General features: G+C 60.5%; 22 protein-coding genes. 9 read left to right on the top strand and 13 right to left on the bottom strand.

Going from position 1 to position 25,788, the window contains the following annotated elements:
* The first annotated feature begins 6 nt into the window (after window positions 1–6).
* The 3 genes from C1A30_RS09450 (at window position 7) to C1A30_RS09440 (ending at window position 2,828) form a co-directional block, all read left to right on the top strand.
* On the top strand, window positions 7–1,536 hold the full coding sequence (locus tag C1A30_RS09450) for a hypothetical protein (protein WP_101948007.1): 1,530 nt from the start codon (window positions 7–9) through the stop codon (window positions 1,534–1,536).
* Between the two features lie 4 nt (window positions 1,537–1,540).
* Window positions 1,541–2,245: a hypothetical protein gene (locus C1A30_RS09445; RefSeq protein WP_235009789.1), complete on the top strand. Its 705-nt coding sequence runs from the start codon at window positions 1,541–1,543 to the stop codon at window positions 2,243–2,245.
* A 196-nt stretch (window positions 2,246–2,441) separates the two neighbouring features.
* A complete protein-coding gene (locus tag C1A30_RS09440; RefSeq protein WP_101948006.1) occupies window positions 2,442–2,828 on the top strand; it encodes a hypothetical protein in 387 nt (128 codons plus the stop codon).
* Window positions 2,829–2,911: 83 nt separating this feature from the next.
* Here C1A30_RS09440 and C1A30_RS09435 read toward each other — a convergent pair whose 3' ends face one another.
* On the bottom strand, window positions 2,912–4,231 hold the full coding sequence (locus C1A30_RS09435; RefSeq protein WP_101948005.1) for a hypothetical protein: 1,320 nt from the start codon (window positions 4,229–4,231) through the stop codon (window positions 2,912–2,914).
* Window positions 4,232–4,326: 95 nt separating this feature from the next.
* Between C1A30_RS09435 and C1A30_RS09430 the strand changes: the two genes are divergently transcribed.
* Both C1A30_RS09430 and C1A30_RS09425 read left to right on the top strand, forming a co-directional pair.
* Window positions 4,327–4,701 carry a hypothetical protein gene (locus C1A30_RS09430; protein ID WP_101948004.1) on the top strand — a complete coding sequence of 125 codons (375 nt, stop codon included), beginning with the start codon at window positions 4,327–4,329 and terminating at the stop codon, window positions 4,699–4,701.
* 16 nt (window positions 4,702–4,717) lie between these two features.
* On the top strand, window positions 4,718–5,359 hold the full coding sequence (locus tag C1A30_RS09425) for a vWA domain-containing protein (RefSeq protein ID WP_101948003.1): 642 nt from the start codon (window positions 4,718–4,720) through the stop codon (window positions 5,357–5,359).
* Between the two features lie 174 nt (window positions 5,360–5,533).
* Here C1A30_RS09425 and C1A30_RS09420 read toward each other — a convergent pair whose 3' ends face one another.
* Window positions 5,534–6,085, bottom strand: a complete 552-nt coding sequence (locus C1A30_RS09420; RefSeq protein ID WP_101948002.1) for a hypothetical protein — start codon at window positions 6,083–6,085, stop codon at window positions 5,534–5,536.
* Window positions 6,086–6,405: 320 nt separating this feature from the next.
* Here C1A30_RS09420 and C1A30_RS09415 point away from each other — a divergent pair, with 320 nt between their 5' ends.
* The gene (locus C1A30_RS09415; protein ID WP_101950084.1) at window positions 6,406–6,858 is read left to right on the top strand and encodes a hypothetical protein; all 453 of its coding nucleotides are present in this window, start codon (window positions 6,406–6,408) and stop codon (window positions 6,856–6,858) included.
* A gap of 41 nt (window positions 6,859–6,899) precedes the next feature.
* On the opposite strand, the gene C1A30_RS09410 is transcribed toward C1A30_RS09415, so the two are convergent.
* Genes C1A30_RS09410 through C1A30_RS09400 form a run of 3 tightly spaced genes read right to left on the bottom strand, consistent with a single transcriptional unit; the run spans window position 6,900 to window position 10,611 of the window.
* Window positions 6,900–7,823 carry a hypothetical protein gene (locus C1A30_RS09410; RefSeq protein ID WP_235009787.1) on the bottom strand — a complete coding sequence of 308 codons (924 nt, stop codon included), beginning with the start codon at window positions 7,821–7,823 and terminating at the stop codon, window positions 6,900–6,902.
* Window positions 7,824–7,837: 14 nt separating this feature from the next.
* Window positions 7,838–8,185, bottom strand: coding sequence for a hypothetical protein (locus C1A30_RS09405; RefSeq protein WP_101948001.1), 348 nt, complete (start codon window positions 8,183–8,185; stop codon window positions 7,838–7,840).
* Complete coding sequence (locus tag C1A30_RS09400) at window positions 8,182–10,611, bottom strand: AAA family ATPase (RefSeq protein WP_101948000.1); 2,430 nt, start codon at window positions 10,609–10,611, stop codon at window positions 8,182–8,184. Before C1A30_RS09400 ends, C1A30_RS09405 begins: the two co-directional genes overlap by 4 nt.
* Before the next feature lie 149 nt (window positions 10,612–10,760).
* Between C1A30_RS09400 and C1A30_RS09395 the strand changes: the two genes are divergently transcribed.
* Window positions 10,761–11,831, top strand: coding sequence for an HNH endonuclease (locus C1A30_RS09395; RefSeq protein ID WP_101947999.1), 1,071 nt, complete (start codon window positions 10,761–10,763; stop codon window positions 11,829–11,831).
* Here the strand turns inward: C1A30_RS09395 and C1A30_RS09390 are convergent.
* Both C1A30_RS09390 and C1A30_RS09385 read right to left on the bottom strand, forming a co-directional pair.
* Window positions 11,828–12,826, bottom strand: coding sequence for a DUF6884 domain-containing protein (locus tag C1A30_RS09390; protein ID WP_101947998.1), 999 nt, complete (start codon window positions 12,824–12,826; stop codon window positions 11,828–11,830). The genes C1A30_RS09395 and C1A30_RS09390 overlap by 4 nt on opposite strands.
* Window positions 12,823–15,924 carry a DUF3427 domain-containing protein gene (locus C1A30_RS09385; protein WP_101947997.1) on the bottom strand — a complete coding sequence of 1,034 codons (3,102 nt, stop codon included), beginning with the start codon at window positions 15,922–15,924 and terminating at the stop codon, window positions 12,823–12,825. The genes C1A30_RS09390 and C1A30_RS09385 overlap by 4 nt, the downstream gene beginning before the upstream one ends.
* A 111-nt stretch (window positions 15,925–16,035) precedes the next feature.
* Here C1A30_RS09385 and C1A30_RS09380 point away from each other — a divergent pair, with 111 nt between their 5' ends.
* Both C1A30_RS09380 and C1A30_RS35775 read left to right on the top strand, forming a co-directional pair.
* Complete coding sequence (locus C1A30_RS09380) at window positions 16,036–17,325, top strand: hypothetical protein (RefSeq protein WP_101947996.1); 1,290 nt, start codon at window positions 16,036–16,038, stop codon at window positions 17,323–17,325.
* A gap of 57 nt (window positions 17,326–17,382) precedes the next feature.
* Entirely contained in the window at window positions 17,383–17,790 is a 408-nt protein-coding gene (locus C1A30_RS35775) for a hypothetical protein (RefSeq protein WP_200828225.1), read from the top strand.
* A gap of 1,162 nt (window positions 17,791–18,952) precedes the next feature.
* On the opposite strand, the gene C1A30_RS09370 is transcribed toward C1A30_RS35775, so the two are convergent.
* Genes C1A30_RS09370 through C1A30_RS09345 form a run of 6 tightly spaced genes read right to left on the bottom strand, consistent with a single transcriptional unit; the run spans window position 18,953 to window position 25,727 of the window.
* Window positions 18,953–20,380 (bottom strand): DNA phosphorothioation-associated putative methyltransferase, encoded by a 1,428-nt coding sequence (locus C1A30_RS09370; RefSeq protein ID WP_101947995.1) that lies wholly within the window; start codon window positions 20,378–20,380, stop codon window positions 18,953–18,955.
* A 6-nt stretch (window positions 20,381–20,386) separates the two neighbouring features.
* Window positions 20,387–20,806: a YbjN domain-containing protein gene (locus C1A30_RS09365; RefSeq protein ID WP_101947994.1), complete on the bottom strand. Its 420-nt coding sequence runs from the start codon at window positions 20,804–20,806 to the stop codon at window positions 20,387–20,389.
* On the bottom strand, window positions 20,803–21,717 hold the full coding sequence (locus C1A30_RS09360; protein ID WP_101947993.1) for a phospholipase D-like domain-containing protein: 915 nt from the start codon (window positions 21,715–21,717) through the stop codon (window positions 20,803–20,805). Before C1A30_RS09360 ends, C1A30_RS09365 begins: the two co-directional genes overlap by 4 nt.
* Window positions 21,717–22,292 (bottom strand): hypothetical protein, encoded by a 576-nt coding sequence (locus tag C1A30_RS35365; protein WP_142392575.1) that lies wholly within the window; start codon window positions 22,290–22,292, stop codon window positions 21,717–21,719. The genes C1A30_RS09360 and C1A30_RS35365 overlap by 1 nt, the downstream gene beginning before the upstream one ends.
* 7 nt (window positions 22,293–22,299) lie before the next feature.
* On the bottom strand, window positions 22,300–24,132 hold the full coding sequence (locus tag C1A30_RS09350; protein ID WP_235009786.1) for an ATP-binding protein: 1,833 nt from the start codon (window positions 24,130–24,132) through the stop codon (window positions 22,300–22,302).
* The gene (locus tag C1A30_RS09345) at window positions 24,129–25,727 is read right to left on the bottom strand and encodes a DEAD/DEAH box helicase (RefSeq protein WP_235009785.1); all 1,599 of its coding nucleotides are present in this window, start codon (window positions 25,725–25,727) and stop codon (window positions 24,129–24,131) included. Before C1A30_RS09345 ends, C1A30_RS09350 begins: the two co-directional genes overlap by 4 nt.
* Window positions 25,728–25,788 lie beyond the last annotated feature (61 nt).

Genomic DNA, 25,788 nt, shown 5'->3' with positions numbered 1-25,788 from the left:
CATCCAATGTCAGTCCTGCTCAGGCATCTCGACATCGGTGAGCTGACTGGAGCCGCGGGCGGTGATCCCTGGCAGCTAAACAAGACGATGCAAAGCGGTTCGCCGGGTGCGATCAGCGAGCTGGCGACCGCGTTTTACGAGGCCGGTGTGTGCGCGCAGGAGACGGATGAGGAGTTCAACGCCGCCAGGCAGCGCTTCGCGTCCGCTTGGGACCGTCAGGACGGCGGCGATCATCCGATCAACGATTCTGATGAAGTTCGAAGGGCTACCGAGTCGCTGCATCTCACCAGGCAGCAGATGACCCGAGTCGGCGTGGACCTGCAGAACGTTTCGGCGTCACTGGCTGAAGCACAGCGCAGCGGAGGCATCTCGATCAGCAATCTAGAGACCCGGCTCCAAGCGATCGACGACCAGATCGACCGCGAGATCGCGACGGCGGCTGCCAACGGTCAAGACGTCGACTGGTCTGATCTGAAGCAGGCCGCCATCGACGCGACAACACAAGGACTGCACGAGATTCATGCAATCCGTGACGCGTATTCGAAACAACTCGATGCGTCACGAGGCGAGATGGCGGCCGAAGGCTACACACCCGAGGCGACAACGGCCGTCGATGGCGAAGCTGACGTATCGACAAATGAAGAAGCTCACGCCGAGGCCGGCAAGTACGGAGAGACGCAGCGCGCAGCCGATGAATCGCTTGTGCACTCGCCGGGGCCGTGGACGCCGGAAAAGCAGGCCGCCGCAGGTCGTCTGCGTGATTTCGCGACGATCAACAATCCGACGGCCGGTGTCGACGAAGTCCGTTATGCCGGTGAACGCCTCAACGATTACCGCATGTCTCAGTTCTCTGGGCCGTTGCCGACCGACACAGTGATGGGCGGCGATGCGCGGACCCGGGCTCAGGCAAGGCTGCAGATGCAGCAGCGGCTGGAGTCGCCCTACGCCTTGCCCGGCAAGCCGCCATTGACACCCGACCAGGCCACCCAGCTGCTGAACCAGTGGGAAGCCAACGGCCGCGGGATGGTCCTACACCAGTTTGCGACGCAATTGCAACAAGCTGGTGTATCGGCACAGGGAACTCAACAGGCCGTCAACGAAATCCAGAATGGCGCGTCGCCCGGTGAGGTGATCAAGGAAGCGACGGCAGGTCTTGCAACGCAGGCCACCAACCTTGGTGAGGGCGCAAAAGCGCACGCAGAAGCATTACCTGGCGGAGGGCATTGGGGTAATGCGCCGGTCTGGTCGAACGCCGATGCGGAAGCGCTAAAAGGGTTTGGCTCGAAACTCGGTACGGCTGGCACGGTTGTCGATGGGCTGTTGACGATCAACGATGTGCTGCATGGCGCACCGGCATTCGAAGAGGGCGCGCAGTTTGGCGGCCGTACGCTTGGGGCGATGGGCGGCGGTTGGCTCGCAGGTGCGGCGTGGGGCTCATTGGTCGGACCGGAAGGCACACTTGTTGTCGGCTTCCTCGGTGCGCTGGGCGGCGGCATAGGAGGAGAAAAGTTCGTGGACTGGATGATGGGCAAATAGCACGGTGGCGAACGTATTCTTCGTCATCCTCGTCGTGTGCGCCGTCGGTGCCCTCGCGCAGCAGTACGTCAAGTACAGCAGGAGCTTGCAAAGGCGCATCTATTGGGGCTGTGCATGTTTGGGGGCAGTGGCGGCGTATTTCGCCTTCTATCCGGATTCCCGAAAAGGGATTGGCATAGCCCTGTTCTTCGTGGGTGTCATGATTGCCGCGGCGTACGCATACACGCCGTATATCAAGATCGGTGGCAAGGTTTACGCACTCACGGTGCAGGACAGCCGACCTGCCCCAGACGAAAACTCCGCGGAGCGTCCTGGCTCAGCTTTGACTGACCAAGACCGCGACCCTGCTCCCGACGCATACAGCGGATTACTCACGGCCACCAAGATGTGGTGGTTACTGATACTGATGATGATCATCTCGACCGGCAATATATACGCATTTGCCTCCGGGAAAGGTGAATGGTGGGTTGCCGCAATGGGCTTGGTCTTCATCGTATTTCTCTCTATCGCAATGGGATTCGGCGACGCGAGTTGGGGCTACGGGATCGCCCGTGGCCAACGCGTGCAGTTCGTCATCGCAGCGATCGTGACTGTCGGCGTGTTCGCTGCGTTGTACCTGGCCGCGTATCAAATCGGAAGGCATTCGCCACTGCGACGCAAACGGTCCATGGAGTTCCGCGCCCATCCACGGCACCAGAAGTCGGATTGAGAGCCAGCACCGAGGGCCTCTCCCGGCTGTCGAGGAGTGACTTGAGCGCTTCGTCGGCCGGTACAAAGGAGCCAGCTTCGCGCGACTACTCCGTATGGCAAGGCCTCACCTGGTCGAGCTTCCCAGGCCCGATGCGAGTGGCCCCGACCTGCCAGTGTTCGGCGACGGCAAACCCGATGTCGCAGAGGCTTAAACGATGACAAAGGACGGGCGGCTCCGCACAGAGCTACTGACCAGCGGATTATCTGATTGGGTCTCACTCGCCGAGACGCAGCAGATTATTTCGCACTTCCAGCTCGCCGAGAGCGATGAAGCGCGCACGGAACTAACCGTCAGGACCATCCGCTCATTACTCGAGGACGGCCTGATGCAGATCGGCGAGTTACCCGGACCGGAAGAGACATTTCCCGCGTGGGAACCGATCGACGTGGCCATGAACCGCCTACATGAACGCTTCGTCAGCCACTATGACGATCCGGCATCGTGGGACTATTCCATATGGCTGGGCCTGACTGAAGCAGGCCGAAAAGTTGCAACCGAGCTGCGCGCGAAGGATTCTCGCCGCGAGGCAGGCCAGCCGTAATCAATCCGAAGCGGCGTTAGCGGTGCGAAGCCATCTGCACCGCAGTTGAATTCGTGCGTTCTAGGCGCCTCGCCGGCACTGCCTTAAGGCGTGACCCAGCAGTGGAACAGCGGCACGCCCTCCCAGGCACCGCCGCGGGCGACTGCGACGACGGCGTGCGGGCGGTCGAAGGTGATCTCGACGCGGTGGATGGTGCGTTCGACGAACTGCGGGGCCCCCATCGCCATTGCCATAGCGGTGACGGCGGCGGCCTCGAACCCGTTCTCGTCGTAGGCGGCCGTGGCCGCCTGCACGCACTCAGTCGGGCCCTTGAGTTCTGGTGCGGCCTCTCTCAGTGATGCGGCGAGTTCTGCCACCCCGGGCGCGGCGATGAGTGTGCTGTCCACGGCGGCGTCCCAACGCGGCAGATGACTGCGCCAGAGATAGTCGCCGCCGCCAGGTGCGTCCCAGTCGGTGAACGTCTCGGTTGTTTCGCGGACGGTCCAAGCATGGCCGTCGGCCGGATTCCTGCCGGGCGCTTCCCCGTGCCACAGTGCACCCTCGTTGAGCTTGGAGACGACCTCGTCGACAGATCGCCACACATCGGTCGGCGAAACATCCGGTGCAGCAATGACACTGACCACGTCGATGCCATCCTCGCTGAACGGCTTGGCGACGGCGACTAGTCCTGCGGCACTGGTGTCGACGATCGTCTGCAGCCCATCGTCGAGGACGAGCATCCCGTTCTCGTCGGTGCCCAGTTCCGTGGTCCACCGCGGCTGCATGACCAGCGCGGTAGCCAGGACGAGCTGGGTCAACGGGTCGATCTGTACCGGGAACCGCTCGATGAGGCCGCGGGTGTGCTCGACGGCCCAGCGGTCCAGTGCGGCCTGGTCGGGCAGCTCGTCGAGTGCGACGGGCAGCGTCGCCGTCAGCGAGACGCGCGACCACGCTCCGAGCGCCGCAGCGATGGTCGGGTGCGGCGAGTCGAGCAGGCCGGCCGCCAGCGCGGCGGCGTCCTCGCAGGGCACGCCGAGCACCTCGGACAGTCGGGCGCGGTGTGCACCGGCGGCGATCGGCGCGAAGCGGGCGAGCAACAGCCACAACCCAAGGTAGGAAATGGCCGGTGTCTGCGCCGTGTCCAGCGTCTGCCGCGTCAATGCCGCGTACGCGGTGATGAGGCCTGCGGTATCCGGGCGTGGCGCCGTTGTCCATGACGAATCGTTGTAGGAGCCAATGGTTTCGCGTTGACCGCACGTCACGCATTCAGTGGTCCAGTCGCCCTCCATCACGCAGCACCCGGCCAGGGCGAGATCCGCGCGGTGCGCTGCCTCGTCGAACAACTCTGGGGTGGGCATGCCGTGGACCTGGTGGTGCAGCGCGGTCGATCCGCATCGGCCGCAGGCGGGACTCGTGTTGGTCATGGCCGGCAAGATACCTCGCCCCACCGACAAGCGGGCCGCATATCGTGCGAACCCGCATGTATTGCGTATCCGCAGTTTCTGCGGTATGGTGCGGTGTGTCCAATCGCTACACACGCATCCGATCCGAGCTTGCCAGGGCCGAAAAGGCTGACCCGGCAACGGCACTCACGCACCTTCGCGCGGTGCTCGACGACGTTGGCGGGCTGATCGACGAGACACTGGCCGACGCCGTCGTCGACGCGGAGCTGTCGCTTCGCGCAGCGGCGGAGAAGGTTGGGCTGACCGAGAACGCGATTGGCCCGCGCCTGGCCACCACGGCGAAGCTGGGTGGCTACGCCGCCGACGGTCGGGTCAACGCCAAAGGTGTGACGCGCGCCCGGTACGACAAGGAGACCGGGATCGCACCACCGCCCGCGCCGCCGCCCGACGCCAAGCCCATGCAGTTCAAACGCCGCCGACCTACCGCCTGACCGAAAGGGCCAAACCATGTCGAACTCCGATCGCACCCTGCTCGTGTTTCTGCTCGACCGTTCGGGGTCGATGCAGTCCATCAAGTCTGACGTCGAAGGTGGATTCGCCGCGTTCATCGATGAACAACGCCAGGCGCCCGGTGAGTGCGCCGCGACGCTGGCCCAGTTTGATACCCAGTACGAGGTCGTCTATCACCAGATCCCGGTCGGGGAGGTTCCTGCGCTGAACCTGCAGCCGCGCGGTGGCACGGCGCTGCTGGACGCGATGGGCAAGCTGATCACCGATACGGCGGCACAGCTTGACGCGGCGCCGGAGGCCGAGCGCCCGGGCACGGTGATTGTCGCGATCATGACCGACGGCTATGAGAATTCGAGTCAAGAGTGGACGCACCCGGCCGTCAAGAGTCTCGTCCAGCAGCAGACCAAAAACGGCTGGGAGTTTCTCTACATGGGCGCCGACCAGGACGCCGTCGAAGTCGGGGTCCGCCTCGGAGTGCAGCACGACAAGTCGGTGACCTTCGGCAGGGGGAAAGCCCGCGACGTCATGGCCATGACATCGGCCAACATCAGCCGGCACCGCGCCGCCAGGATCGAGAACCCTGACGCCGTCATGGACGGTTACTCCGGCGAGCAACGCGCCGACGTCGCGGACGGCTAGGGCTCAGCGCGTTGGCAGCGGCTTTCGTTGGCCAGAACGCGGGCGACGACGTTGCGTTGGGTATCCCTGCTGCGCAAGATTTTGGCGGTTACTCGATACCTTTTGATGACGGCAGTGGACGGTCTCCTAGCTAATGAACACGTTTTTGAAGCGGTTCCAGCTAGAACTCGGACTTCAGTCGCAGGCGAATATCTCAAGCTGACGACGTTGCGCCTCTGTGAGAACAAGGAGTGGATTGGTGGAACGCGGAAACACTTCGGCTGCCTCCCACTGAGTCTTAAGCACGCTCGTCGCTATGCCGATCTTCACGCCTCGGTCCTTCAGCTCGGCATGCAATCGGTGCGCGTCCAGTAGGAATACGGTCTGAATACAGAACGGGCGCAAGGTACCCCGCGACGACGCGAGGGCTGATGGTGCACCGGTGAGAACGAGGTAATAGTCCAGTGGAGCACTCGGATTGATGTCCAGAACGCTTTCGTGTTTCGTATACGCTTTGACGTTGACCGTTCGACCGGCAAGCTCACCCGTGGTAAAGCGTCCGTCGTAACCGGCGGTGTTCGCGGCGGTTTCCAGCTCGATTTCGAAGATCCGTGCTGCGATCCATTCGCCAATGCTTCCGGTGTTCACCGGGCGGTCCAGCAGGCGGCCGATGCGGGCGTCAAGAGCGTTTCGTTCTCGAAGCAACGCGCCGAGTTCTTTGAGTTCTGTGTCGTCTTGTTCGTCCACAGCACGACCGTTGCACAGAAGGTGATTCGACGACCCCTTTACAGTCAAGTTCGGTACCGGAGTTAACCGCGGTTAAGTGGCAAACCGGGCGTGTGTGGGGACGCCTCGCAGTTCTTGCGAACCCGCTTGCCGTGCAGTGTGGTTAGTCTGCGGAACTGTTTGATCCAGAAGCGTGGCGACAAGGCTGTTCGCGAGGGCCCGCGGTCGAAGGAGTCGAGCTGGAGTCAACGCGAACCGTAAACTGACGCGCACGAAGAATCGGTTCAATAGTGTCGTTGCTTCGACCCCGGGACCAGGCCCGCGCCCGCATACTGGACGTGATGGCCGACCAGTATCCATTCCGTACAGAGATCGAGCAGATTCTCCTTAGTCACCAGCGCACCCGCTACGCCAAGGTCCTCAACGGTATGAAGAGGAACCTCACCGACGCCGAGATGGTCGCGGCAGCAGCGGCAGACGGTGAGCCAGTGAACCTCGAGAGGATCGCCGAAGTGCGCAGAATCGTGCGTCTTTCGCTCGCTGGAGAGCTCGCGACACCATCGGAAGCCGAGATGCAGGCTGGGCTGTACCGGGAGCTACTGAACTACCCGCGGTCGCCTGAGCTTCGTCAGCACACCATCACCCGATTGACTCAACTGCAGCAGCTCGATCCGTCCGTCAAGTTGACCCCGCTAGGCAATGTCCGCCTCGGTGCAAACGACCACCCGCGCCAGGAGAAGCCTGAGCAGCGGTGCGAAAAGTGCTTCATGGTCCACAACGGCGAGTGCCTGTAGCCCAGACTCCCTCGACATGCGATTGCACGCTTGATGAACACTTAACCACCGATCCTTGGTAGGTGCTTCTCCGACCAAGCAACGAACGTCGCAATGTCGCCGAATCTCTCGCGGATTGCGCGAGACTCGGCCCGGCGATCGTGCGACGTCACGAAGAACTTGCCGTCACTTGTCGCCTCACCGCAACCGCAGAAGCATGTCCCGTCAGGCTCTGCGGGCTCAACCGCTGGAACTGCGTCAGCAATTCTGGCTGGCTTGGGGCTGACCGTGGATGCGGTCATTCGCAAGCGCTTACCCTCTTCGAAGAGCCATCGCTCGATGACATCTGGCCGATCCAATTCGTGCTCGTTGACCCAGCGCCCCAAGAGCACCGCATAGCGCGCGTAGGCGGTCGCCAACCAACTCCGACTAGGGAGCGAATGCCATCCGCATGTCTTCTGTAGCGCTAGGGCGACGTTCTCGTCGAGGATGCAACATTGGTGGTCGGAGGAACCACCACCAGCGAAGTAGAGGTACTTGGTGAAGAAGGCTGGACCCAGTTGACGTATCGCTGTGCGGTTGTCCGGATACAACAAACTGTATGCCTCGCCGGGGTCGCGACGGCTACAACGAGCTGCTTGTTGCAGTAATGCCGTGGCGGTTTCGCGATTTCGGGCGACAGATGCGATTCGGGCACGGTTCTTTCGCCGCTTACTGCCGCTACCCCACGCGAGCGAGTTCCATAACAGGGTCAAGGCTGCATCGGGACTCTCGGCAGCAGGCCCGGAAAGCGCAAAGATTTCCGCGCGGCTGATGGTGTCGCCGACCAGGGTGTCATCGAAACCATGCTCCTCAAGGGTCGTTGTCCACCAACTGCGACGGACCTCGATGGTGTGATTATCGATCCACTCCGCAGCTTCGGTATCCCTCAGCTGGGCGACGGCCTGTGGCGGCAGATGTATGTCTTCCAACGGCGTAGCGGTCATAGATTGATTGTTGGCTAAATCCCTGTAGACGGCAGTAGTCCAGCAACCACACCGCACAACTGCTCGACTTCCGCTGTTGAGGGCTGCATTTCGAATGCATGCAGATGGCAGGCATTGCTCAGCCGGTTCCACGCGAAGGCGGCGCGGTTGGCTGCGCCCGCAGTGTCGAGTGCCCGCAGAATCAACAGCTTGCTGCGCGTCGTGGCCCGAGGTGCCGACGCTCCGAGGCTGACGCAGCGTTGCTCGACGATCTCCTCCAGCGCGCGGCGTGCGAGAAACGCCGCCATACGGGACGACGATCCGCCGGTGCCGCGAGCAGTCAGGATCCGCTGGGCCTGACTCAGGAGTTCGATAGCACTCATCGCAACGCCAACACCGCTTGCACCGTCCGCTCGAGCTCTCGCGCCTCCCTCATCGAGACGCCGCGGGCTTCGTCGTGGACCGCGTTGCACAGGCGCAGAGTCGGCCGGCGTTCAGGTCTGCCGTCGAGCCAGCCCTTGAGGTCTGCACTCGGGTCGCCATGTACCGCAAGCGCCAGCCGCGACAACGTCTTCTTAGCCGACATCCAAGCGTTCTCAGAATCCGCACGAGGTCGCCCTGCTATGGACTGCTTCGTGTAAAACGCTTGCTTCGCAGCCGATTCCACTGCCACGCGACACAGGCCCGGCAGTACCCTCGCTCTGATGTCGTCGGGCAGGCGGTCGTCCTTGATCAGCGCGAAGATGTCATTCACGGCCCGCAACGCGGGGTTGACGTTGTCGCGGATCGTCACCTTGGACCCTGACTCCCGCACCACTTCGATGAGTCTGGCGTCCGTACCGGTCTCCCTGATCACTGAAGCCAACCGATCATCGTGAGAGAACACGATGACCTGGTGGGTGCGGGCGATCCCGGAAAGCACCTGGACGAACCCGTCGATCTTGGCGGGGTCCATTGCCTGAATCGGATCGTCGAGAACGACGAATCGGAACGGACTGGCCGGAGCCGTGGCACGCGGTAGAAACAGCGCGAGCGCGAGTGCATGCTTCTCCCCTTGGCTCATCACCGACAACGCCTTGGTGGGCTGCCCGTCCACCGATCCCCCCAGGGTCGCTCGCCGACGGGTTGCCGTGCCCTCCAGGGTGATCTCCCCAAGATCGACATTGCTCTCCTGACGCAGCTGGCTCCAGATCTCTCGCGCTTGTACTGCAATGGGTTCCAACCGCAGATTTCGGAACTGACCGGCATGGTCGGACATCCACTTCTTGGCCGCCGTCATTGTTTTCACCGTCGCGTCGAGCACTCGAGCTTCTTCCTCCATAGGCACCCAGCCGCCGAGCTGGGCGGCGAGCGGCGCCCAAGCACTCTCTCGCGACGTCAGGGCTTCGGCGGCTTGAGCGCGCAGTGTGTCGGCTGACACGGCGGCCGCGACGAGCGTCGACTCCACGTGAGCGGCCAGGGCCGTGTCATCCTCCGGAGTCTGTCGCGCCGTAGCGACGGCGTCGTTATAACCCGCAAGTCCGGACAGCTCTACTTCCGATATGCAATCTGCAGTCTTGAGAGCGGCAATCAGAGCAACGGCCGCGGACCGCGCCTGGTCGAGTTCGCCTGTCGCAGTGCGGAACTCCATAAGCGACTCTTCAGAAGCAGCGACGGCATCGCGGGTGCGCGCGGCCCAGTCGTCGTCCAGACTGCCCTGTCCGCACACAGGGCAGTCGCGGTCGCCAGCATGCTCGTGGAACCGAAGGGCGGCCTGTAGGAGATCGACGCGCTGACGGCTGCCGTCAACGAGTTCGCCGCCCCGTTCGACCACGGTTTGGATTGCAGTGCGTAACCGCGAGGCGGCTGCTTCGATCGCGCCAATCGTCGGAGTCTCGAGCTGGGTCAGTGCTCGCAGCGTCGCGGTCACCCGCAGTCCGGTCTCGTCTGACCCAGTGGCGAGCGCCAGCAGGTCGTCCATCGACGCGCCGCCCCTCTTACGAAGCAGCACGATGGCCTGCTGGGCACGCTCATCGGCGGAATCGGACAGCACGTCGAGGAGGCGTTTGCGTTCGTCGTCGGCTTTCTCGCGGGCGAGCTTGGTTGACTTCAGTTGCGTGGCAAGCCCTTTCTCGGCCTCAGCCAAGGAATCGAGTCCAAGTAGCTTCGCGAGTGCGTCATACAGCGCCGAAGGACCGCCGTCAAAGAGCCGGCCCAGCTCGTCGTAGGAAAGCACAGGTCGCCACAATTCGAGGGGCCGTGACCACCCCAGATGGCCGGTTCCGTCGACATGCTTGTCAGTACCAGTCTGCGTCCAGGTCGTCCGGTGAGTGAGCTCGGCCTCGTCTGCCCAGTTCACGCCGACCGTAAAAGACCCGAGGCCCTCAGCGGTGAAACCGACGCGAATGGCACACGGATTGGTGTGGTGCAGGTTCCGCCAGGATTCGGTCCAAAGCGTCGACTTCTTCTCGTGCCAACGGTAGCTGGTTCCAGTCAGGGCGAGCTCCAGCGCCTCGGCGAAACTCGATTTGCCCGATCCATTGCGTCCGCTGATGACCATGAGTCCCGGAGCGGGATAGAGATCAAGCTCGGCCTGGGGCCCGATACCGCGGAATCCGACGACCGAGATCTTTGTCAGAAAGGTCGATGCAGTCTGCGCGCCTGTGTCGTCCTGCGTCTCACCGACGACCTCGGCGAGCGCCTCGAGCACGGCTTCCTTGACCTCGGCGTTCAGCCCTGCATCGTTCTCGAGCATCTCCAGGATGACGTCATGCACGGATGTTTCTGTTGAATCGGCGCCCGTCGACAGGGACTCATCTGTGACTGCCATATGTCGATTGAACAACGTCGGGCGGACATCGGGCACCCGGATTGGAAGTTTGCTCCTCAGGCAAGTACCGCGCACAAGATTGCTACCGGCGACGACGATCAGTCGCGATAATACGATCGTGCAGTCAGCGCTGAGGCCCAAGGTCTGCGATGGGCAGTGAAGCCCTCGACCCTCTACTGCTCGGGCAGCGAGTCGTAGCGATTCTCGAGACCGGCCTTCGGACGGCGACGTACAAGCTGGCGACTCTGATGGCTCTCATCGAGCACTGCATCGAGCACCTCCCCCAGCGACCCGAGGACCCGCTGCCGGTGCTCCTGCCCGAGCTCGCGCATCGGGTGCTGGAGGTCTATTGGCGCCAAGTTCGCCCCTTCGATGGCCACGAGCTACGGCAATCGACGCAGCCGCGGGCACGAATCCTCATCGCCACGAACGCATTGCGAGTGGCCTCGGGCCGAGCCGCCAGATCCGTCGATTCCGCGCAGGTGCGTGCACCTGCGGCATATCTGAGCGCGGTCGACGAGGTGGTACTTTGCCTGGCCCAACAACCGTTGTATCGGCTGCAAAAGCTGCCCGGCTCCTCGACCAGCGATTCGTTCTTGTACGACGACTCGTTTCTCCACGACCATGTTTCGCAATCAACACTTCGTGCGCACGGAGATGCCATCGAACTCAAGCCTGGAGTCGCCCATGGTCTGGCACGCCTCGCCGGTCTCCTGAAGCCTGCGCTGGAGATCATGTGGGTCGAAGACGTTCGCCGCATGAACAAGTTCCTCGATGCCGAGGTACCCGATGTGGCTGGGCACCTGTTCGGTCGGGAGCGCACGGCGCTGACGGCAGTACGCGAGCCGTTCAAGGAAGAATTTGGGCCGTATTGCTTTTACTGCGGTACTCATCTGCCGGCGAACAACCCGATCGATCACGTGCTGCCGTGGTCGCTGGTGGGCATCGACGGACTGTCGAATCTGGTGCTCGCATGCGCACGGTGCAACGGCGACAAGAGCGGCGCATTGCCTGCGGTGCGATTCGTTGATCAAGTGCTGCACCGTGATCAAGAAGCCTTGGAGCAGCTGGCATCGTCCTTGCAGTGGCCGACGCAGCACGACCGGGTAGCCGCAGCCGCACGCGGTATCTACCGCGGTCAGCCGGCCGGCGTGCCGACGTGGTCAGGCTATAGGCAGACCGAGCGTCTCGACGTCAGCTTTCCGCCGTCCTGGTTCTAAGTTGTGATGGCTCGCCGTAGTTCCTTGAGTCGCAGGCGTACAGGCGTCGAAGGCATCCCCTGGAGATTCAGTGGCGGGTCAAGTTCGAGCAGCACATCGCGCTCGAGCCGCCCCAGCACATCTCTGTCGTCGTAAGGGACAATTACGAGCCGTAGATGGGCGTGCATCCACTGCGTAAGCGCATCCTCATCGACATGCGTCGAGCCTTGAGCGTGGGCCAGGATTGCGCCGAGCGTTCGACGGAACGTTGAGAATTCGTGATTCCCACCGAGGTGCATAGTCATGACGCGCAACCACAGCGTGTTGTTTGATCGCATGCCGCTCGGCCAGCGCGTGGCACCAGCTAGACCCGCGTAGATCAGACCGGGCTGGACCTCTAATCCAAGGCCACGAGTCAGAGCGTCCGCACCGCTGTGATCAACCCACCAGCTGTATAAGCCGGGCTTATCAGATGCAGGTCGGCCAGCGGCAGTGAACTCCTCTGGTGAAAGGGCCTTGGACGGGTCACGCAGCACCTGCACGCACGTATCAACCGCGTCGACTTGCGAAGCTGGTTCGATAGCGATGTCGCCGTACCAGGCCAGGCGATGTCCCATCTGCAGGCCTCGTAATGGATCGACCAGCCGGGCTCCTAATTTCTCCAGTTCAGGCCGAACCGCATCGATATACGTTGCCCCGGCGTGGATCTCAACGACCTTGTCTTGCAAGGGACCAGCAAGCAACTCCAGCCTGGCAGCGATCCAGGAACCCCATGCTGCTCGGTACGAAGCCGGAGTATCGGCTAGGTAGCGCTCGTAGGGCGCCAGCCATTCGTCCGGCGCGACTAGACCGTGCTCTGCCGAAAGGATGAACCACGGAACGCCGGCCTTCTCCGCGTACGCGCGCTGCTTTTTGAAGAGTGCCGACGTGTAGAGATCCTTCGCCGCGCATGGTCGAGCTCCCTTCGACTTGACGCAGGTGATCAAGAGGATGTCCGCATTGGCGTCTTCGCTCACGCAACCGCCACCGTCGATGCCTGGTACACCTCTGTTGGCATGGGCTTGTGCAGCCGCCATGTAACTGCCATCGGCTTCTCACCTTCGTGTGAAACATAGGAGGCGGGTCCAAGAAACACGTACGGACACGTGCCAAGTGCATTCGTCTTCGCGGCCCGTACGAAAAGCAGTATGTGCGAACCGTTCTGACGATGATTGATGTAACGCTGCCCGGTAGGTGACGCTGACGACGTGGTTGACTGCGATTCCCAATGAAACAGTTCGGGACTTATCGCGAAGTCGCGGTACATCGTGGTGGGTGAGTAGTCACGATCGGACTTCTTCAATGTGATGAGGAAGGCATCAGCTTGAACGTCGTCACACCACGCGACACCCTCTCGCATAGTGCTCGGCGTGCGCCTCAAGGAGACGAAGTCAAGTGCCGAAAGCAGCTCCTCGCGGGAGTAACTCGCGTGGAGCTCCAGCGGCACATCTGCAAGTGCCGGGACGTACTGTCCCAAGCCGAACGTTGTGCGCCTCGCGCTATCGAACGCAATATCCATCACCTGACGCATTTCTTCAGCGACCGCTTCATGTCGGATGGCTTCCAATCCGTCATAGAGATCGTCGAATCCACCTGCGTCAGGAAAGATCGAGTAAAACAGCATCCTCGCCAGCCTCTTCTCGGCCTCAGTGCGGGGGTCTAGATCGCCGTCCAGGAGCGCGCGGTAAGCCCTCCAACGCGTTGGATCATCGACGTGTGCCAACGCACGAACCCGCTTCGCCAATGCGTTTTCACGCGGTCCAGGTTCGCTGCGGGGTTTCCCCGCTTCGCGACACAACGTCGTCCACGATCGGTTATTGCGCAGGATGTCCTCTAGGTTGCGCCCGGAGGTCTCGAGGTAGGACGCCAGTTGGTCGTCCGGATGCGCACGGACCTCTGATATGAGCGCCGCCCACCTCGGTGCAACTTGTTGTCGAATGTTCTGCAGCACCAGATCTTGCGCAACCCGGTCGAGGACAATCTGGCTGCCCGAGGGCAGGAACGGAAAGCCTTCTTCAACTTGGTGCTGCAACGCCTTTCCGCCTACACCGGTCATCGCGCGAAATCGCTGATCGAAGCGGAACTCGCGGCGCTGATGGCCGACGAAATCGAGGGCCGTTAACACAGTCTTGCCTGTGGTGAGTCGAAGTCCGCGACCCAACTGTTGGAGGAATACGGTCGCGCTTTCGGTTGGACGCAGAAACAGAACTGTGTCCACCTCCGGGATATCGAGGCCTTCATTGAAGAGATCGACAGCGAATAGAACATTGATCTCACGATTTCTCAAGGCGTTCAAAGCGTCGCGACGGTCGGGGGCCGACGTCTCGGCTGAGACCGCGCGAGCGCGAATACCGGCCTCTTCGAACCGGTGCGCCATATACCTTGCGTGTTCGACGCTTACGCAGAAGCCAAAGGCTCGCATCTGTTCGACGTCAGACAACTTGTCCCTCAGGCTCTTCAGCACTATCCGCGTGCGCGCATCGTTTCCGGTGTAGACCTGGCTGAGCGCTGAGAGATCGTACCCACCGCGCCTCCACTGAACCGACTCGAGATCTGTGCCATCGTGAATGCCGAAGTAGTGAAATGGGCAGAGTAAATTCTGCTCCAGTGCCTCCCACAGGCGCAGCTCTGCGGCGACACGCCCGCCAAAGAACTCTCGAACATCAACGCCGTCAGCACGTTCGGGTGTTGCGGTCAGCCCGAGGAGTTCGACGGGCTGCACGTGATCGAGCAGTCGCCGATACGACGCTGCCTCCGCGTGATGAAATTCGTCGATCACGACGACATCGAAGTGCTTCGGCTCAATCTCTGCGAGTCGGCGTGCGGACAAGGACTGAATACTGGCGAAGACGTGGCGCCAGTGGACTGGTTCCCGTCCGTCGATCAACATCTCACCGAAAGTCGCGTCGGTGAGCACCTCTTGATACATACGCCGCGATTGTTGAAGTATCTCCTTGCGGTGAGCGACAAATAGCAACTTGAGGTCGCGGTTGTGCACATCCCGCGTAAGACTTCGGTAGTCGAGCGCCGCGACCACCGTCTTACCCGTTCCCGTCGCAGCGACAACAAGGTTTCGATGCCGATCATGGATCGTGCGCTCGGCATCGAGCTGTTCAAGCATCTCTGCCTGGTACGGCTTTGGATGTACCTCCAAGCCAGAGAGTGTGATCGTCACGCAGTCGCTGGTGCGATTGCCCGAGGCAGTTTGAAGCGCCGCACGCAGCCGCTCGCCATCTCGGCTGGGATCGTAGGGCTCGAATTCGCGATTCTCCCAATAGGAATCGAACGTCGCGCGGAACTTCTCGAGTAAATGCGGAGTGGAGATTGCCGAGAGGCGCACGTTCCATTCAAGGCCGTCTACGAGCGCGGCGTGGGAGAGGTTGCTGGAACCTACGTATGCAGTGTGAAAACCGGTCTTGCGGCGCAGAAGCCATGCTTTGGCGTGTAGACGCGTGCGATCGGTCTCATAGTTGACCCTGACGTCGGCACCGAACTCATTAACAAAAGCGTCAAGAGCACGTGCGTCTGTAGCACCTAGATAGTGGGTTGTAATCACACGCAGCGGGATGCCGCGTCGATGTAACTCCTCGAGTTGGCCTTCGAGGAGGCGAAGTCCTTGCCACTTAACGAAAGCGCAGAGGAGATCCACTTCGTCGGCACTGCCCATCTCGGCGCGCAGCTCGGCTGCCAGAGTCGGCTCATTGCGGGCGTTCGTCATCAGCGCCGCATCAGAGAAGGGCGTGGCCGGCCGAGGCAGCCGGGACGTGCCGAGCTCCCCGGCCCTCCGTACTTCCTCGAGGCGAGTCATCTTGCCCGGTTCGTACGAGTCCAGTGCCTCGTCGTCGTTGTCGATGTCTGGCAGGACGGCGAGAATCCGCCGGGTCAGCTCTGCTCTGTCATCAGCGGTTCGCGCCAGCCGCATCGAGCGTTCGATGATCGGAGCGAGATGCCGCGCGACTGCGATCGGCTGCTCGGCATCGTCGACGCTCTGGTACTCCGGATGGATTCCACCGACTTCGGTCAGAGTCCTAGAAAGCTTCTGGGTCAACAGCGACTCGTACACCCCTAACTCCATGGGGCGGACGATAGCCGACGCAGGCGACGAAAGTAGTTCCTAATAGAAGTTGCTGGCGCGTGTCCCTGGGGCCGCCTATGGTGAGTGCAACGGAGGGGAAAATCCTGAATCATGACCGCTGAAGACGCACCCATAGTGCCCGTCTGGACCCTGGCCACCGAGCAAGTGGACCTGCCCGACGTCACCTGTGGGGCCAACATGACACCGGAACGCTTGGCCGAGCTTAGGACGGTTCTAGCTACCCTCGCGGACACTCCCATTGCGACTCTAGAAGCGCACCCGCTATCCACCAAACGCAATCGGGCAGGCGGCATTCCGCTGGATGCAGCCAGTCCCCTTGCCCAAAACCTATCGCTGCTGATGTCTCAGTCAGCGAAGTCATCGTCTGCAGTGGCGAATGTCGCTGCTTCCGGTGAAGTGCTGTATCGCATGGTGGTCCCCGCGAAGGTCGCCGCTCAGGTCGGTAAGGGGCTGATGCAGCCTATGTTGTCGAAAGCCGCGGCCGGTGGCGTACACGGGGCGCTCGTTAACTGGGGCCGGATTGCTGCCCAGGCGACGTTCGTGCCGGTTGCTGGGTCAGCGACGAGCGCTGGTGCCGCAGCAGTCGGCGCCGGAGCCTTAACCATTGCCGCGCCGCTAATGTTAATGGCCGTCGCGGCGGGCGCCAGTGCGTATGCCGATCATAGACGCGAGCAAGCTCTTGAACGCATCACGGGATTACTCGAGAAGCTGCACGAGGACAAGCTCGACGAGGAGCGCAGTCAGCTCGATGGGTGCCGCGATGCAATTACCAAGGCGACAGCGATTCTCCTCGACCAAGGACGCGTCGGCGCATCACTCGGCCTCGATGCGACTGTCTACGCGATCAACGTTGCCGTCGAGCGGGCGATCCGCCGACTTGGGAAGTGGCAGCAAGGCTTGTCTGAGATGCCCGCACGAGCCGAACTCGCGACAGTTCTGAAGTCATTCCCCGGTGTTACAGAGGAGACTGGCGGAGAGTTTCGAGCGCATCTTGAGCTCGCGAAGCTCGCGATTGCGCTTAAGAGGCGGGTACTCGTATTGCAGGCCGTGGAACATGCACAGCTTGAGGGAGCCAACCACCCCTTTAAGAGGTTCATTGAGACCTTGAAGGAAGACGAGAAGCGAGTAAACGAGCTCGAATCCGGGATCACAACGGTCCTCCGGCATCTATCAACGCTGGAGTTGAAGCGATACGGCGGAATTCGAAGCGTCATGTTTACGCAAGGCGAAGTTGACGATCTGTTGCGCGCGTCCTACCGGCTTCGTGCGCTGGGCGACGAGGTCAACGATTCTGGCTATCAACCTGACGTGGCGATCGAAATCGAGAAAAACGCGAACGGTTCAGTTCTAGTCTTCCCGGCAGAACCGATAACGGCGTGAACTTCCGGATTAGCCCGCTCGGCGTGCCCAGACCCTTTGATCGTGAGGATCTGAAACATGTTTGATCGAAGCGACGACGAGTGGGACGCCATCGTCGTTACCACCCAAGCTTTCTTAGAGGAGAAGTCCCGTGCGCGTCTGATTACGAGCTACTCCGAGGTCAGCAATGCATTGGCTGAAGCCGGCCATCGGCCCTTCGATTTCTCGATGCCTAGCGACCGCAACGCTGTTGGCGCAGTGCTCGGCGATGTTGTGGAGCGCACCATCGGTGACACCGGCATCATGCTTTCAGCCATAGTGGCGTATATCGACAGGAACGATGCCGGACCCGGCTTCTATAACCTGGCGGTTCAGCTCGGGCTACTCTCAAATGTCGCTACATCCGACGACAAGCTGATGTTCTGGTCGAGCCAAGTCGCAAAGATTCACGATCTCTACGCCCGCCCTCGAAAACGGTCTCAATAGCCGGTTTTGGCACTTCGCGCTCCGCCTCGGGAAGTCCACGCAACGATGTCAAGTAGTCGAACGTGGGACAGAGACCCAGGTGCGCTTGTGGCTTCATCGAGCGCGTCGAACGCGAAACGTTGACTCCGAATGTCGTTGCCAATCGCAACGGTGATAGCAGTCATGTAGTCCGCCCATGACCGATCTTGGCAGGATGAATCGGACCATCCGCATGTACGCTGCACTCATTAACCCACCTATCGTGTAGGACTAGGGATTGCGGGCGCTTACGCGGCAAGATTTTGATCAGCGTCGTGGCGTTGACATTCCGCGGCTTGAGGTGAGTCGCCAAGAACCGTGTACAGGGGCTGAACCATTGCCGCAATACGGACTGAGTCGTCCGACTTCAGGCCGATGCAAACTGCAGGTCGCTAGTGGCCAGAGCGGATTCCAGCTGAGGGCGGATCCGCTGCAGATCGTAGTAGGACCGGATCTTTACGGGAACATTCAGAAGTCCCGGCGCGAGCAAGTCGGCATCTGAGAGCACTCGTGGGTCATTGCGGATTCTGTCCGTACCTGTCGGACGCGGGGTAGGCGTCCGGGCCGCGGCGACGGCGCTGTGGTATCGGTGTAGTCACGAATCCATTCCCGTGCCTTGTCAAGTGGCACAACCACATTACCGACGGTGCTTCGTTGCGTAGCTCGGTCGTCCCTCTTCGGTGAATTTGCCCAATCGGCCGTTCTCCGCCGATCTCCTCGTTACGTCTGAGACGAGGGCGTCCCACGCCTTCCACTCGTACTCGGACATCGATGAACGACCACCCTGGCACAGGGCGCGAGGCTACCCACGCTGGCGAATCGGGAAACCGCTACGACTGCCGCTACCCGAAGCGCTGCGGAGCTCTACTTGTTCGATCGAAGGCAGGTCGTACTAGTGCCGGGACGCACCAGCGGTACGCGAAATGACGACGCGTACCATTCGCCGGCGACGACCGCGGTGCTGAGCACATGGCAGCCTCGAGCCCTCACTTCCACCGTCATGCCCACACGTAAAGGGCCATCCGAAGGCTGCGGGTCAGACATCTGTGGGTATCGGCCCAACCCACCGGCCAAGATCGAACTTGACGCTGATAGATTTACCTAGTTCGAATCCGCCGCTCGTGCAGCGCGGCGGGCGTGCCGTTTACTTGCGGACCTTCACAACGCGATGGCCACGTAGTGACACACCGCAACGTGCAAGTTCCGAACTCCAGCCCTCTTCAAGTCCAATGACGGCCGGATTCTCGTATAAGCCCGCACGCACTTCAGCGGCGGTTAAGCGACGGTACTTGTCGACCATCGGATCATCAGGATCAAGGAACTCTTCCTTGCGATGCAGTAGCGGCCTATTCGACCTGTCGCCGAATCGCTGAAACGATGCTTTCAACGAGGACATCTCGACGCCGTAGGTCCAGTCCAACGTCGGGTGTGGGTCATTGTCGAATTCCGGATAAGAGGACCACGACACTCGTCGTCCACGGTGGTCCAGCTTCAGGATATTCCACTCATCGGGCCGTCCCGCAGCTACGAAACCACAATGTTCGTAAAGCCGCAGCACCACAGGCAATTTCGGCATCGCGCGCCTATGTACGTATAGTGCCGTTGCGGTCATCTTGCCTGGAGAGTTCTGCATCGCGCCACGGATGTAGCGGTCGTCTCGGATCTTTGACAGCAGGCGATCGGCCCGGGCGCACGCTTCCCTGTAGCTCTTAAAACAGTGCTTAATGTCGGCCTGCACTGTGAGGGGAAGTTCACCCAGAGAAACGCGTCCGTTGAAGATGGACGTGCCTAGGTATAGGAGAGTGTCGAGCGTAGATCGCCGAAATCCCTGTGCAACCCGCTCCGCTGATGCGCCCTTGTTGACCACTTCTAACATCGATCGGCGTGATACCCGCCCAAGCAGCGGCAGCAGATTAGGGGGGATCTCCTCGAACAGAGGTGGTCGGCCTCGCTCCTCTGTGAACGAGATGATCTCAGCGACAGCCGAAGCGTAGTCTTGGCTCTCAGCCCATTTGAAGTCGGCGATGGTTCCGCGAGCTAGATAGGCGAACCGGTCCTCGTCTTTTCGGAACACATAAACTACGCCTGGAAGCGGCGAAACACATCGATGACCGGTGACCTCCTCAACGTACTCACGAAGCTCACTTGGACTATAGAAGTGTTGAAAGGTGTTCCGACTACTGACGATTCCATCGCCTTTGTCGACACCGTTGACGGAACTGAGCTCCCACTTCAACCGACTTGAAACGACCAAGACCCGCCGCGCGAGTTCCCAAGCCTTGACGAGCGTTTCACGTCGCTCAGCTATGTTCTCGATAACGTTCAGGACGTATGTAAGCAGCACGACGTCGCGCTCGGAGAGACGAGTGTCGGGAGCGAAGAACGGATCCCACCCGTCGGCACTAACTCCCATCTGGCGAAGCCGCGCCATGTCTTGGCCGCGTCCGCACCCGTAGTCAAGGACCGAAGATTCTGAGCCGACGATCTCGTCGCGTAAGGTCTGGCGCACAGGCATCGAGAGATCGCCACGACCGATCGCGGTCCTGTGTCTCGAACTGTCCCAATCCGCCATGGTTCGTCACACTTCGAAGGCGCGTCGGCCGCCCACCTGTTTCTGGAGGTGGTCGTCGTGGTAATCGGCCGCGCGAGCCAAGGCTGCGAGAGCGGTCATCAGCTCATTCTCCTGCAGATGATCTCCGAGGAGATCGTACTCGACAGCGATGGCTCGCGACTTGACGTAGAAGACCCAACGGCCGAACTGTGATTCTTCATTTAGCCGGTTAACTTCCCCCAAAACAATGTCGGTCTCGCCCCCAACCTCGGCCAATACCTGAGAGCTAATCTGAATCAGAGTTTGCGATCCCCAGTTCGTAAGCTCAATTGAGACGCCTGCACTGGAGAATCGCAGAAAAATTCCGCCGGAGAACGTCTCCGTCCATGTCATGGAGTTAGCTTCGAGAATTCCAGTGATTTGCCGATACACAGAGATGCGGCTCACGCGACCGGGCCTCCCTCACCTTCGGTAAGCACGAATACTTCGGAGTGCCTATACACGCGGTGCGTGTACCGGTGCGGTAGAAACTCCATTAGCCAACGCATGATCGTCTGCCATGATGCGTCGGCGTCCGAGCGATCGAAACCCATTGGCTTACAGAGTTTTTCCCGGACCTCGCCAAACCGCCGCGGCTGAGTGAGAAAGTCATCGAGCATCTTGATAAGTGGTTTGCCCCTTAATCGGTGCGCAACAACGGCGTAGAACTGGTCGCGACCTAAACCAACCGGAACGTCTAAAGCGGCGAGGTCAGCCGACGCCTCCTCAGCCGACGTTGAGCTCAAACGTGACGCGCCGCGGCTGTAGGCCAGGTATAGATCCGAGGGCATTCGAAGTCGGGGAATCCACGGTTCGTCGGTCGGTACCGAAGCAACCCTGGGAGGAGGAAGAGGATTTCTAGGAAGAAGCTGTGCGATCTCATCGGCTTCGGCGGCCAGAGCTTCAGTAGCACGGATGCTCTCCAACTCCAACAGAGACTCAAGTTCTTGAATCGCTGCCCTGGGGCACTCCAGCAAGAGTTCCAGGTTCGAGTTCACCGCCCAGCCGAGTGCAGTCGAGGTGAGGTTTGCGGAACCGGCTAGGACACTGTGCTCATTCCGATAAAACTTCGCGTGAATTCTGTCATGCAGGTAGACGGCGCCGCCCCGCCGCTGCAAAACGGACAGGACTGCCGTGTCCGACACGCCGGCTGCGATTTCTTCAGGACGCCAACGCGTATAGAGGGCGATGTCCACGCCGTCGGGAATGGCTGAAATCACATGTGCGACAACATGTTCTTTTGCGAAGGGCGAACACATGACGAAGTTCCGCTCAGCAGCAGCGGCGAGTTCCAGAAGCGCGGTACCCGGGTCGGTCATTAAGACTCTCGCAGCATCTCGATCGTCCGCCGACCCCACAGAAAGCGCGCGTCCTCCATAGCACGTTTCGTCGACCCACCCGGTATTCCATCTTCGTAGAGCGCCCAAGCGGTCAATAGCAGCTCACAGAGCTCCTTGAAACCGGTTTCGTTCTGATCGGTCTCAAAGGGCATAGGTAGGTTCGCAAATACTTCGTGAGTCGAGTTCAGCGTGAGAGTTATCGTGCTGCCAGCCGATCGGACGGAGAAGAAGCTGTCCGAGTCGAGGGGGCGCCGATTCACGCTGACCTTTAGTCCGCTCGACAAGGTGATCGCCCGTAATTCCCGAGGCAGGTTCGCCGAGATCATGCGCGTCCGCGCATCGGGTGCATCAACGATCTCTTCGCGCGGTGAGACCGACTTGGGATTCGCGACGGTCCATTTATGTCCTGGTTGCCACACGAAGTGTCTTGGATTCTGCCACAGGATGGCATCGCACTCCCGGACATCACCACCGGTCTTCTCGGCGATTTCAGCAACTGCGAGCGGTTTGGAAGCTTGTGTAAGCACTCGCGTGATGTCTTCCGGTGTAGTCATTTCCCGCCTACATGCGACTAGAAAGGAACGCTTCTGCCATTCGGCCCCAATCATGTCTCACGTTCTGAGTAGCCCGAAGTCGATCCCCTTGTTGCTCGTCCTCGTAGCGGGCCCATGCGAAGAGCATCATCTCGAGCCCTGACTGTGCCGAAACTAGCTTTTCCTTTAGCTTCTCGGGATCTTCAGGCAGATCCTTCGGTTCTCGCGCACCGAGGAGGAGATCGTATGCGGGGTGATCGGTGTTGAGCGTGACGAGAAGAACACCGCCCCTCGGTTGCACTGAGAAGAAGGCTCCCCCTTCTAATGATGCGACATCGATGCGGTACTTCAGGCCTTTGTCGATCGTCTCGGCGGCTAGCTCCTCAGCCGATTCACGAGAGTGACCCTGGTACTCAAGCTGTTGCGCGACATCGGCTTTGCGTTCTTCAACCGACTTGCTCTCATCCGCATCGCTTCGCCCGCGATGGCCTTCCTCCTGTCGTTTCCGAACGGCGTCAGTCGCTTTCTCCTCTACGCTCTCTGCATGCCTGGTACGGCGACGCGTTCCCTCCGCCTGCGTTTGAATCATGCTTCGCATTTGGCGGATGTTCGTCTGGACACGGTTGACTATCTCAAGAAGCGGCTCCAGCGGGTCCTCCTCCTCTCTCAAGGCCGCGCGCGCCGCGGTCAGAGATCCGCCGTGGTCCTTGATGATCGCATTTGTGTCCACCTTCGCCGCCTCGGCCAAATTGCGAGCCGATTGCTTGTTGTTCGACACTCCGAACAGCTCGTCGAGACCTGGCTCGAACGAAATTTCGACGCCCCACCACCTTTCGCGAGGGTCATACGTCGTTGCCCATGCAGGATCCAATTCCAGCTCTCGACCGGCGCGCACGACAGAGACACCCAGGTTTCTCGCCGCATGTTGTCCGTGTGGTCGGCTACCGCCGGACTGTCCACCGGCGCTGTCTCGAGCTTCCTCTAACGCGATTGCGAGCTTTATTTTCACAACGTGTTCTTCGCCGCGGAAGCGGACTGTTATCGGTATCTCATTTTTACCCGGTGATGGGAAAGGCCTGAACATCGGTTTGTCGTCGAATGGGGCGGGACAGCTAGTGCGCGACATCAAGTAGAGCGGATCATTTGGCTTCGCCTGTCGCTCAGTCAGAATCTTCCCCGGGTCTTCGTCAAGGAAGCTCTTGAGCACGATGTCGACGCGACCATCGTCAATCCAGTATCGGTACATCCGACCGATGAGCTCCTCAGAATTGTCGATCAAGGCTTTCGATGTCCGCCAAAGCACACGGTCGATGTTGCTCCATACGACAAGCGTTCCGGACTCATTGAAGGCTCCACGACCGGCGGCGGTCCTCCAGTTCTCCGGAATTGGCTTTCTTTGAGGTTCGGGTAGCTGCCGCATGCGGCCGGCGTTGATGTCCGGTAAGTCGATGTAGCTATGCAGGACACTATCGATTCCGTTCGTCCAGCTCCACACATCGACACGTTGGCACTGAGATATCGACGCGCTAGGCAATCCCATTCCGAAGCGTCCCATGCCTTTCTGCTGATCCGCTTCGAGATGGGTGCCATTGCCGAACTGAAGCGCGATACGAAGAGTGTCTGCATCCATGCCGGAGCCGTCGTCAAGAACCGCTACCTCGTTGAGGCGTCTCCGCGTTCGCTGCTCGACTTGCAACTCTCGATCGGCGCATAATAGTTGGACAGTCTTGGCGCCAGCCTGGATCGAGTTGTCCATTAGCTCGGCTATTGCATAAGCAGCGTTCTTATATCCGTTGTCTCGCATAGCCTTAACGGCAAGCGAGGTCGGAACAATATCGAAATCGTTGACAGTGCTAGTCACCAGACATCCTCCCAATTCCTGAAAGCATCAGCCATATCGCAGAATCCCGGAAGCCGAGTGTCGACGACAGTCGCTACCTCGGCTGACTTGTTGCCACCAGCTCGAACACCTCTGGTCGCTCGACCAACCATCTGACTGAATAGCACCAGACTCTTAGTCGGCCTAGCGATGATGGTGGCGCTCGTCTGCGGTGCGTCGAAACCCGTAGTCAACACACCAAAATTCACAAGAATGCGAGGTTCGTCGCTCGCCGTCCGATAGGTGGAAATGATCCTTGAGCGGTCGCCGCTTGGGGTTTCACCTGTTACGGCATACGCCCAGTAACCCCGCGCTCGTAGAACTGCCGCGAGGACGACTGCGTGATTCTTGGTCGCGGCGAAGACAATTAGTCTGTTGTGTCGTCGAGACATTGTTTCCGTTCGGCTGAGGATCAGCATGTTGCGCTGCTCGTCGGCCGCGAGTGAGTTGATGATGGATTGCGGGATATCTAGCGCATCCTCAAGCTCTTGTATCTCTTGCGCGGTTAGCGCATCACGTGATGTGTATTCGAGCCGAACGAAGTCCGTGTCGGCGAGATAACCCTCGTCGATGAGAAACCGCACGGGGTTGTCGTATCCCTCGACTTCAAGCGACACCTTGCGCCGATAGAAGAAATCAGCCAACCGCTGATCTTCATCTATGTCATTCCAAGTCCTGCCCGGTGTGGCAGTGAGCCCGAGCAGCGGTGTCAAGCTCCCAGATTCAGTCAACACGTCAAGAATCAGCTTGTAGGTCGGCGCCACTGCCTGATGTGCTTCATCCATCACGACAAGGCCGACGTTTCCAGCTATTGCCCCAATCTCCGCTAAAGACTTTCGTGCCGACGAGTAGGCCTTCCGCAGACCAGCTATGATAATCCCGTCCCGGACTATCGGGATCGTCAATTCATGTGGCCCCCACCAACGTTGGACGTCGACGGGTCGGTTGCCAAGAGATTTCCAGGCGCGGGTGAACTCCTCGACCGCCTGCTCACACAGCTCCTCGGAATGTGCCAACCAGACCAGGAGTCGGGGTTCGCATTGGTTCAATAGTTCCGCGATCACAGCCATCGCGGTCCGCGTTTTCCCGGACCCGGTCGGCATGTGAAGCATCACTCTGTGAGGCTCACCGTTTAGGCCATCGAGGACCCTCTTGGCTGCAAGCCTCTGATGCGCGAATAACGCGTGGGCCGGCTGCACGGTTTCGTGCGAGGGCGGAAGCGAGCGTTCTTCCGAGTCCTCCCTGACGCTGAAGAAGTCAAGCAACGCTGCCGATCGTGCGGTTCCCCGGCGAACGGACATCGAGGTCAACGCTTCGTACGGATCACCGGCGAGGTTGAGTCGATCTCTCAGCATTTCGGCGTACGCAGGAGGCAATAACAGGAGCAGCTCAGTTCTGAGAGGCGGGTCGAGGAGCATATCCGCGGGCGAGCGAAGTCCTAAGGCGATCTCGCTGAGGCGTTCCGGCCGAGCAAGTGAGGCGTCCATACCTACCAATAGGCGGACAGTCTCGCGACCTACCATCTGTTGTAGGAGCTGGTCGGACGCGCGGCGGATGAGGTCATCAAATGTGATCATGCGCGAACACATATGTCGGCGGCTGCTGGCACCTGCCGCGACAGCAAACACATCCATTTTC

Source organism: Mycobacterium sp. 3519A (genome assembly GCF_900240945.1).
GTDB lineage: Bacteria > Actinomycetota > Actinomycetes > Mycobacteriales > Mycobacteriaceae > Mycobacterium.
This window is presented reverse-complemented; position numbering and strand designations above follow the sequence as displayed.

Bases quoted from the DNA above. Each gene is read 5' to 3' on its own strand.
- C1A30_RS09450 (WP_101948007.1), top strand. From the start codon at position 7: ATGTCAGTCCTGCTCAGGCATCTCGACATCGGTGAGCTGACTGGAGCC.
- C1A30_RS09440 (WP_101948006.1), top strand. From the start codon at position 2,442: ATGACAAAGGACGGGCGGCTCCGCACAGAGCTACTGACCAGCGGATTA.
- C1A30_RS09435 (WP_101948005.1), bottom strand. From the start codon at position 4,231: ATGACCAACACGAGTCCCGCCTGCGGCCGATGCGGATCGACCGCGCTG.
- C1A30_RS09425 (WP_101948003.1), top strand. From the start codon at position 4,718: ATGTCGAACTCCGATCGCACCCTGCTCGTGTTTCTGCTCGACCGTTCG.
- C1A30_RS09415 (WP_101950084.1), top strand. From the start codon at position 6,406: ATGGCCGACCAGTATCCATTCCGTACAGAGATCGAGCAGATTCTCCTT.
- C1A30_RS09410 (WP_235009787.1), bottom strand. From the start codon at position 7,823: ATGACCGCTACGCCGTTGGAAGACATACATCTGCCGCCACAGGCCGTC.
- C1A30_RS09405 (WP_101948001.1), bottom strand. From the start codon at position 8,185: ATGAGTGCTATCGAACTCCTGAGTCAGGCCCAGCGGATCCTGACTGCT.
- C1A30_RS09400 (WP_101948000.1), bottom strand. From the start codon at position 10,611: ATGGCAGTCACAGATGAGTCCCTGTCGACGGGCGCCGATTCAACAGAA.
- C1A30_RS09395 (WP_101947999.1), top strand. From the start codon at position 10,761: ATGGGCAGTGAAGCCCTCGACCCTCTACTGCTCGGGCAGCGAGTCGTA.
- C1A30_RS09385 (WP_101947997.1), bottom strand. From the start codon at position 15,924: ATGGAGTTAGGGGTGTACGAGTCGCTGTTGACCCAGAAGCTTTCTAGG.
- C1A30_RS09380 (WP_101947996.1), top strand. From the start codon at position 16,036: ATGACCGCTGAAGACGCACCCATAGTGCCCGTCTGGACCCTGGCCACC.
- C1A30_RS35775 (WP_200828225.1), top strand. From the start codon at position 17,383: ATGTTTGATCGAAGCGACGACGAGTGGGACGCCATCGTCGTTACCACC.
- C1A30_RS09370 (WP_101947995.1), bottom strand. From the start codon at position 20,380: ATGGCGGATTGGGACAGTTCGAGACACAGGACCGCGATCGGTCGTGGC.
- C1A30_RS09360 (WP_101947993.1), bottom strand. From the start codon at position 21,717: ATGACCGACCCGGGTACCGCGCTTCTGGAACTCGCCGCTGCTGCTGAG.
- C1A30_RS35365 (WP_142392575.1), bottom strand. From the start codon at position 22,292: ATGACTACACCGGAAGACATCACGCGAGTGCTTACACAAGCTTCCAAA.
- C1A30_RS09345 (WP_235009785.1), bottom strand. From the start codon at position 25,727: ATGATCACATTTGATGACCTCATCCGCCGCGCGTCCGACCAGCTCCTA.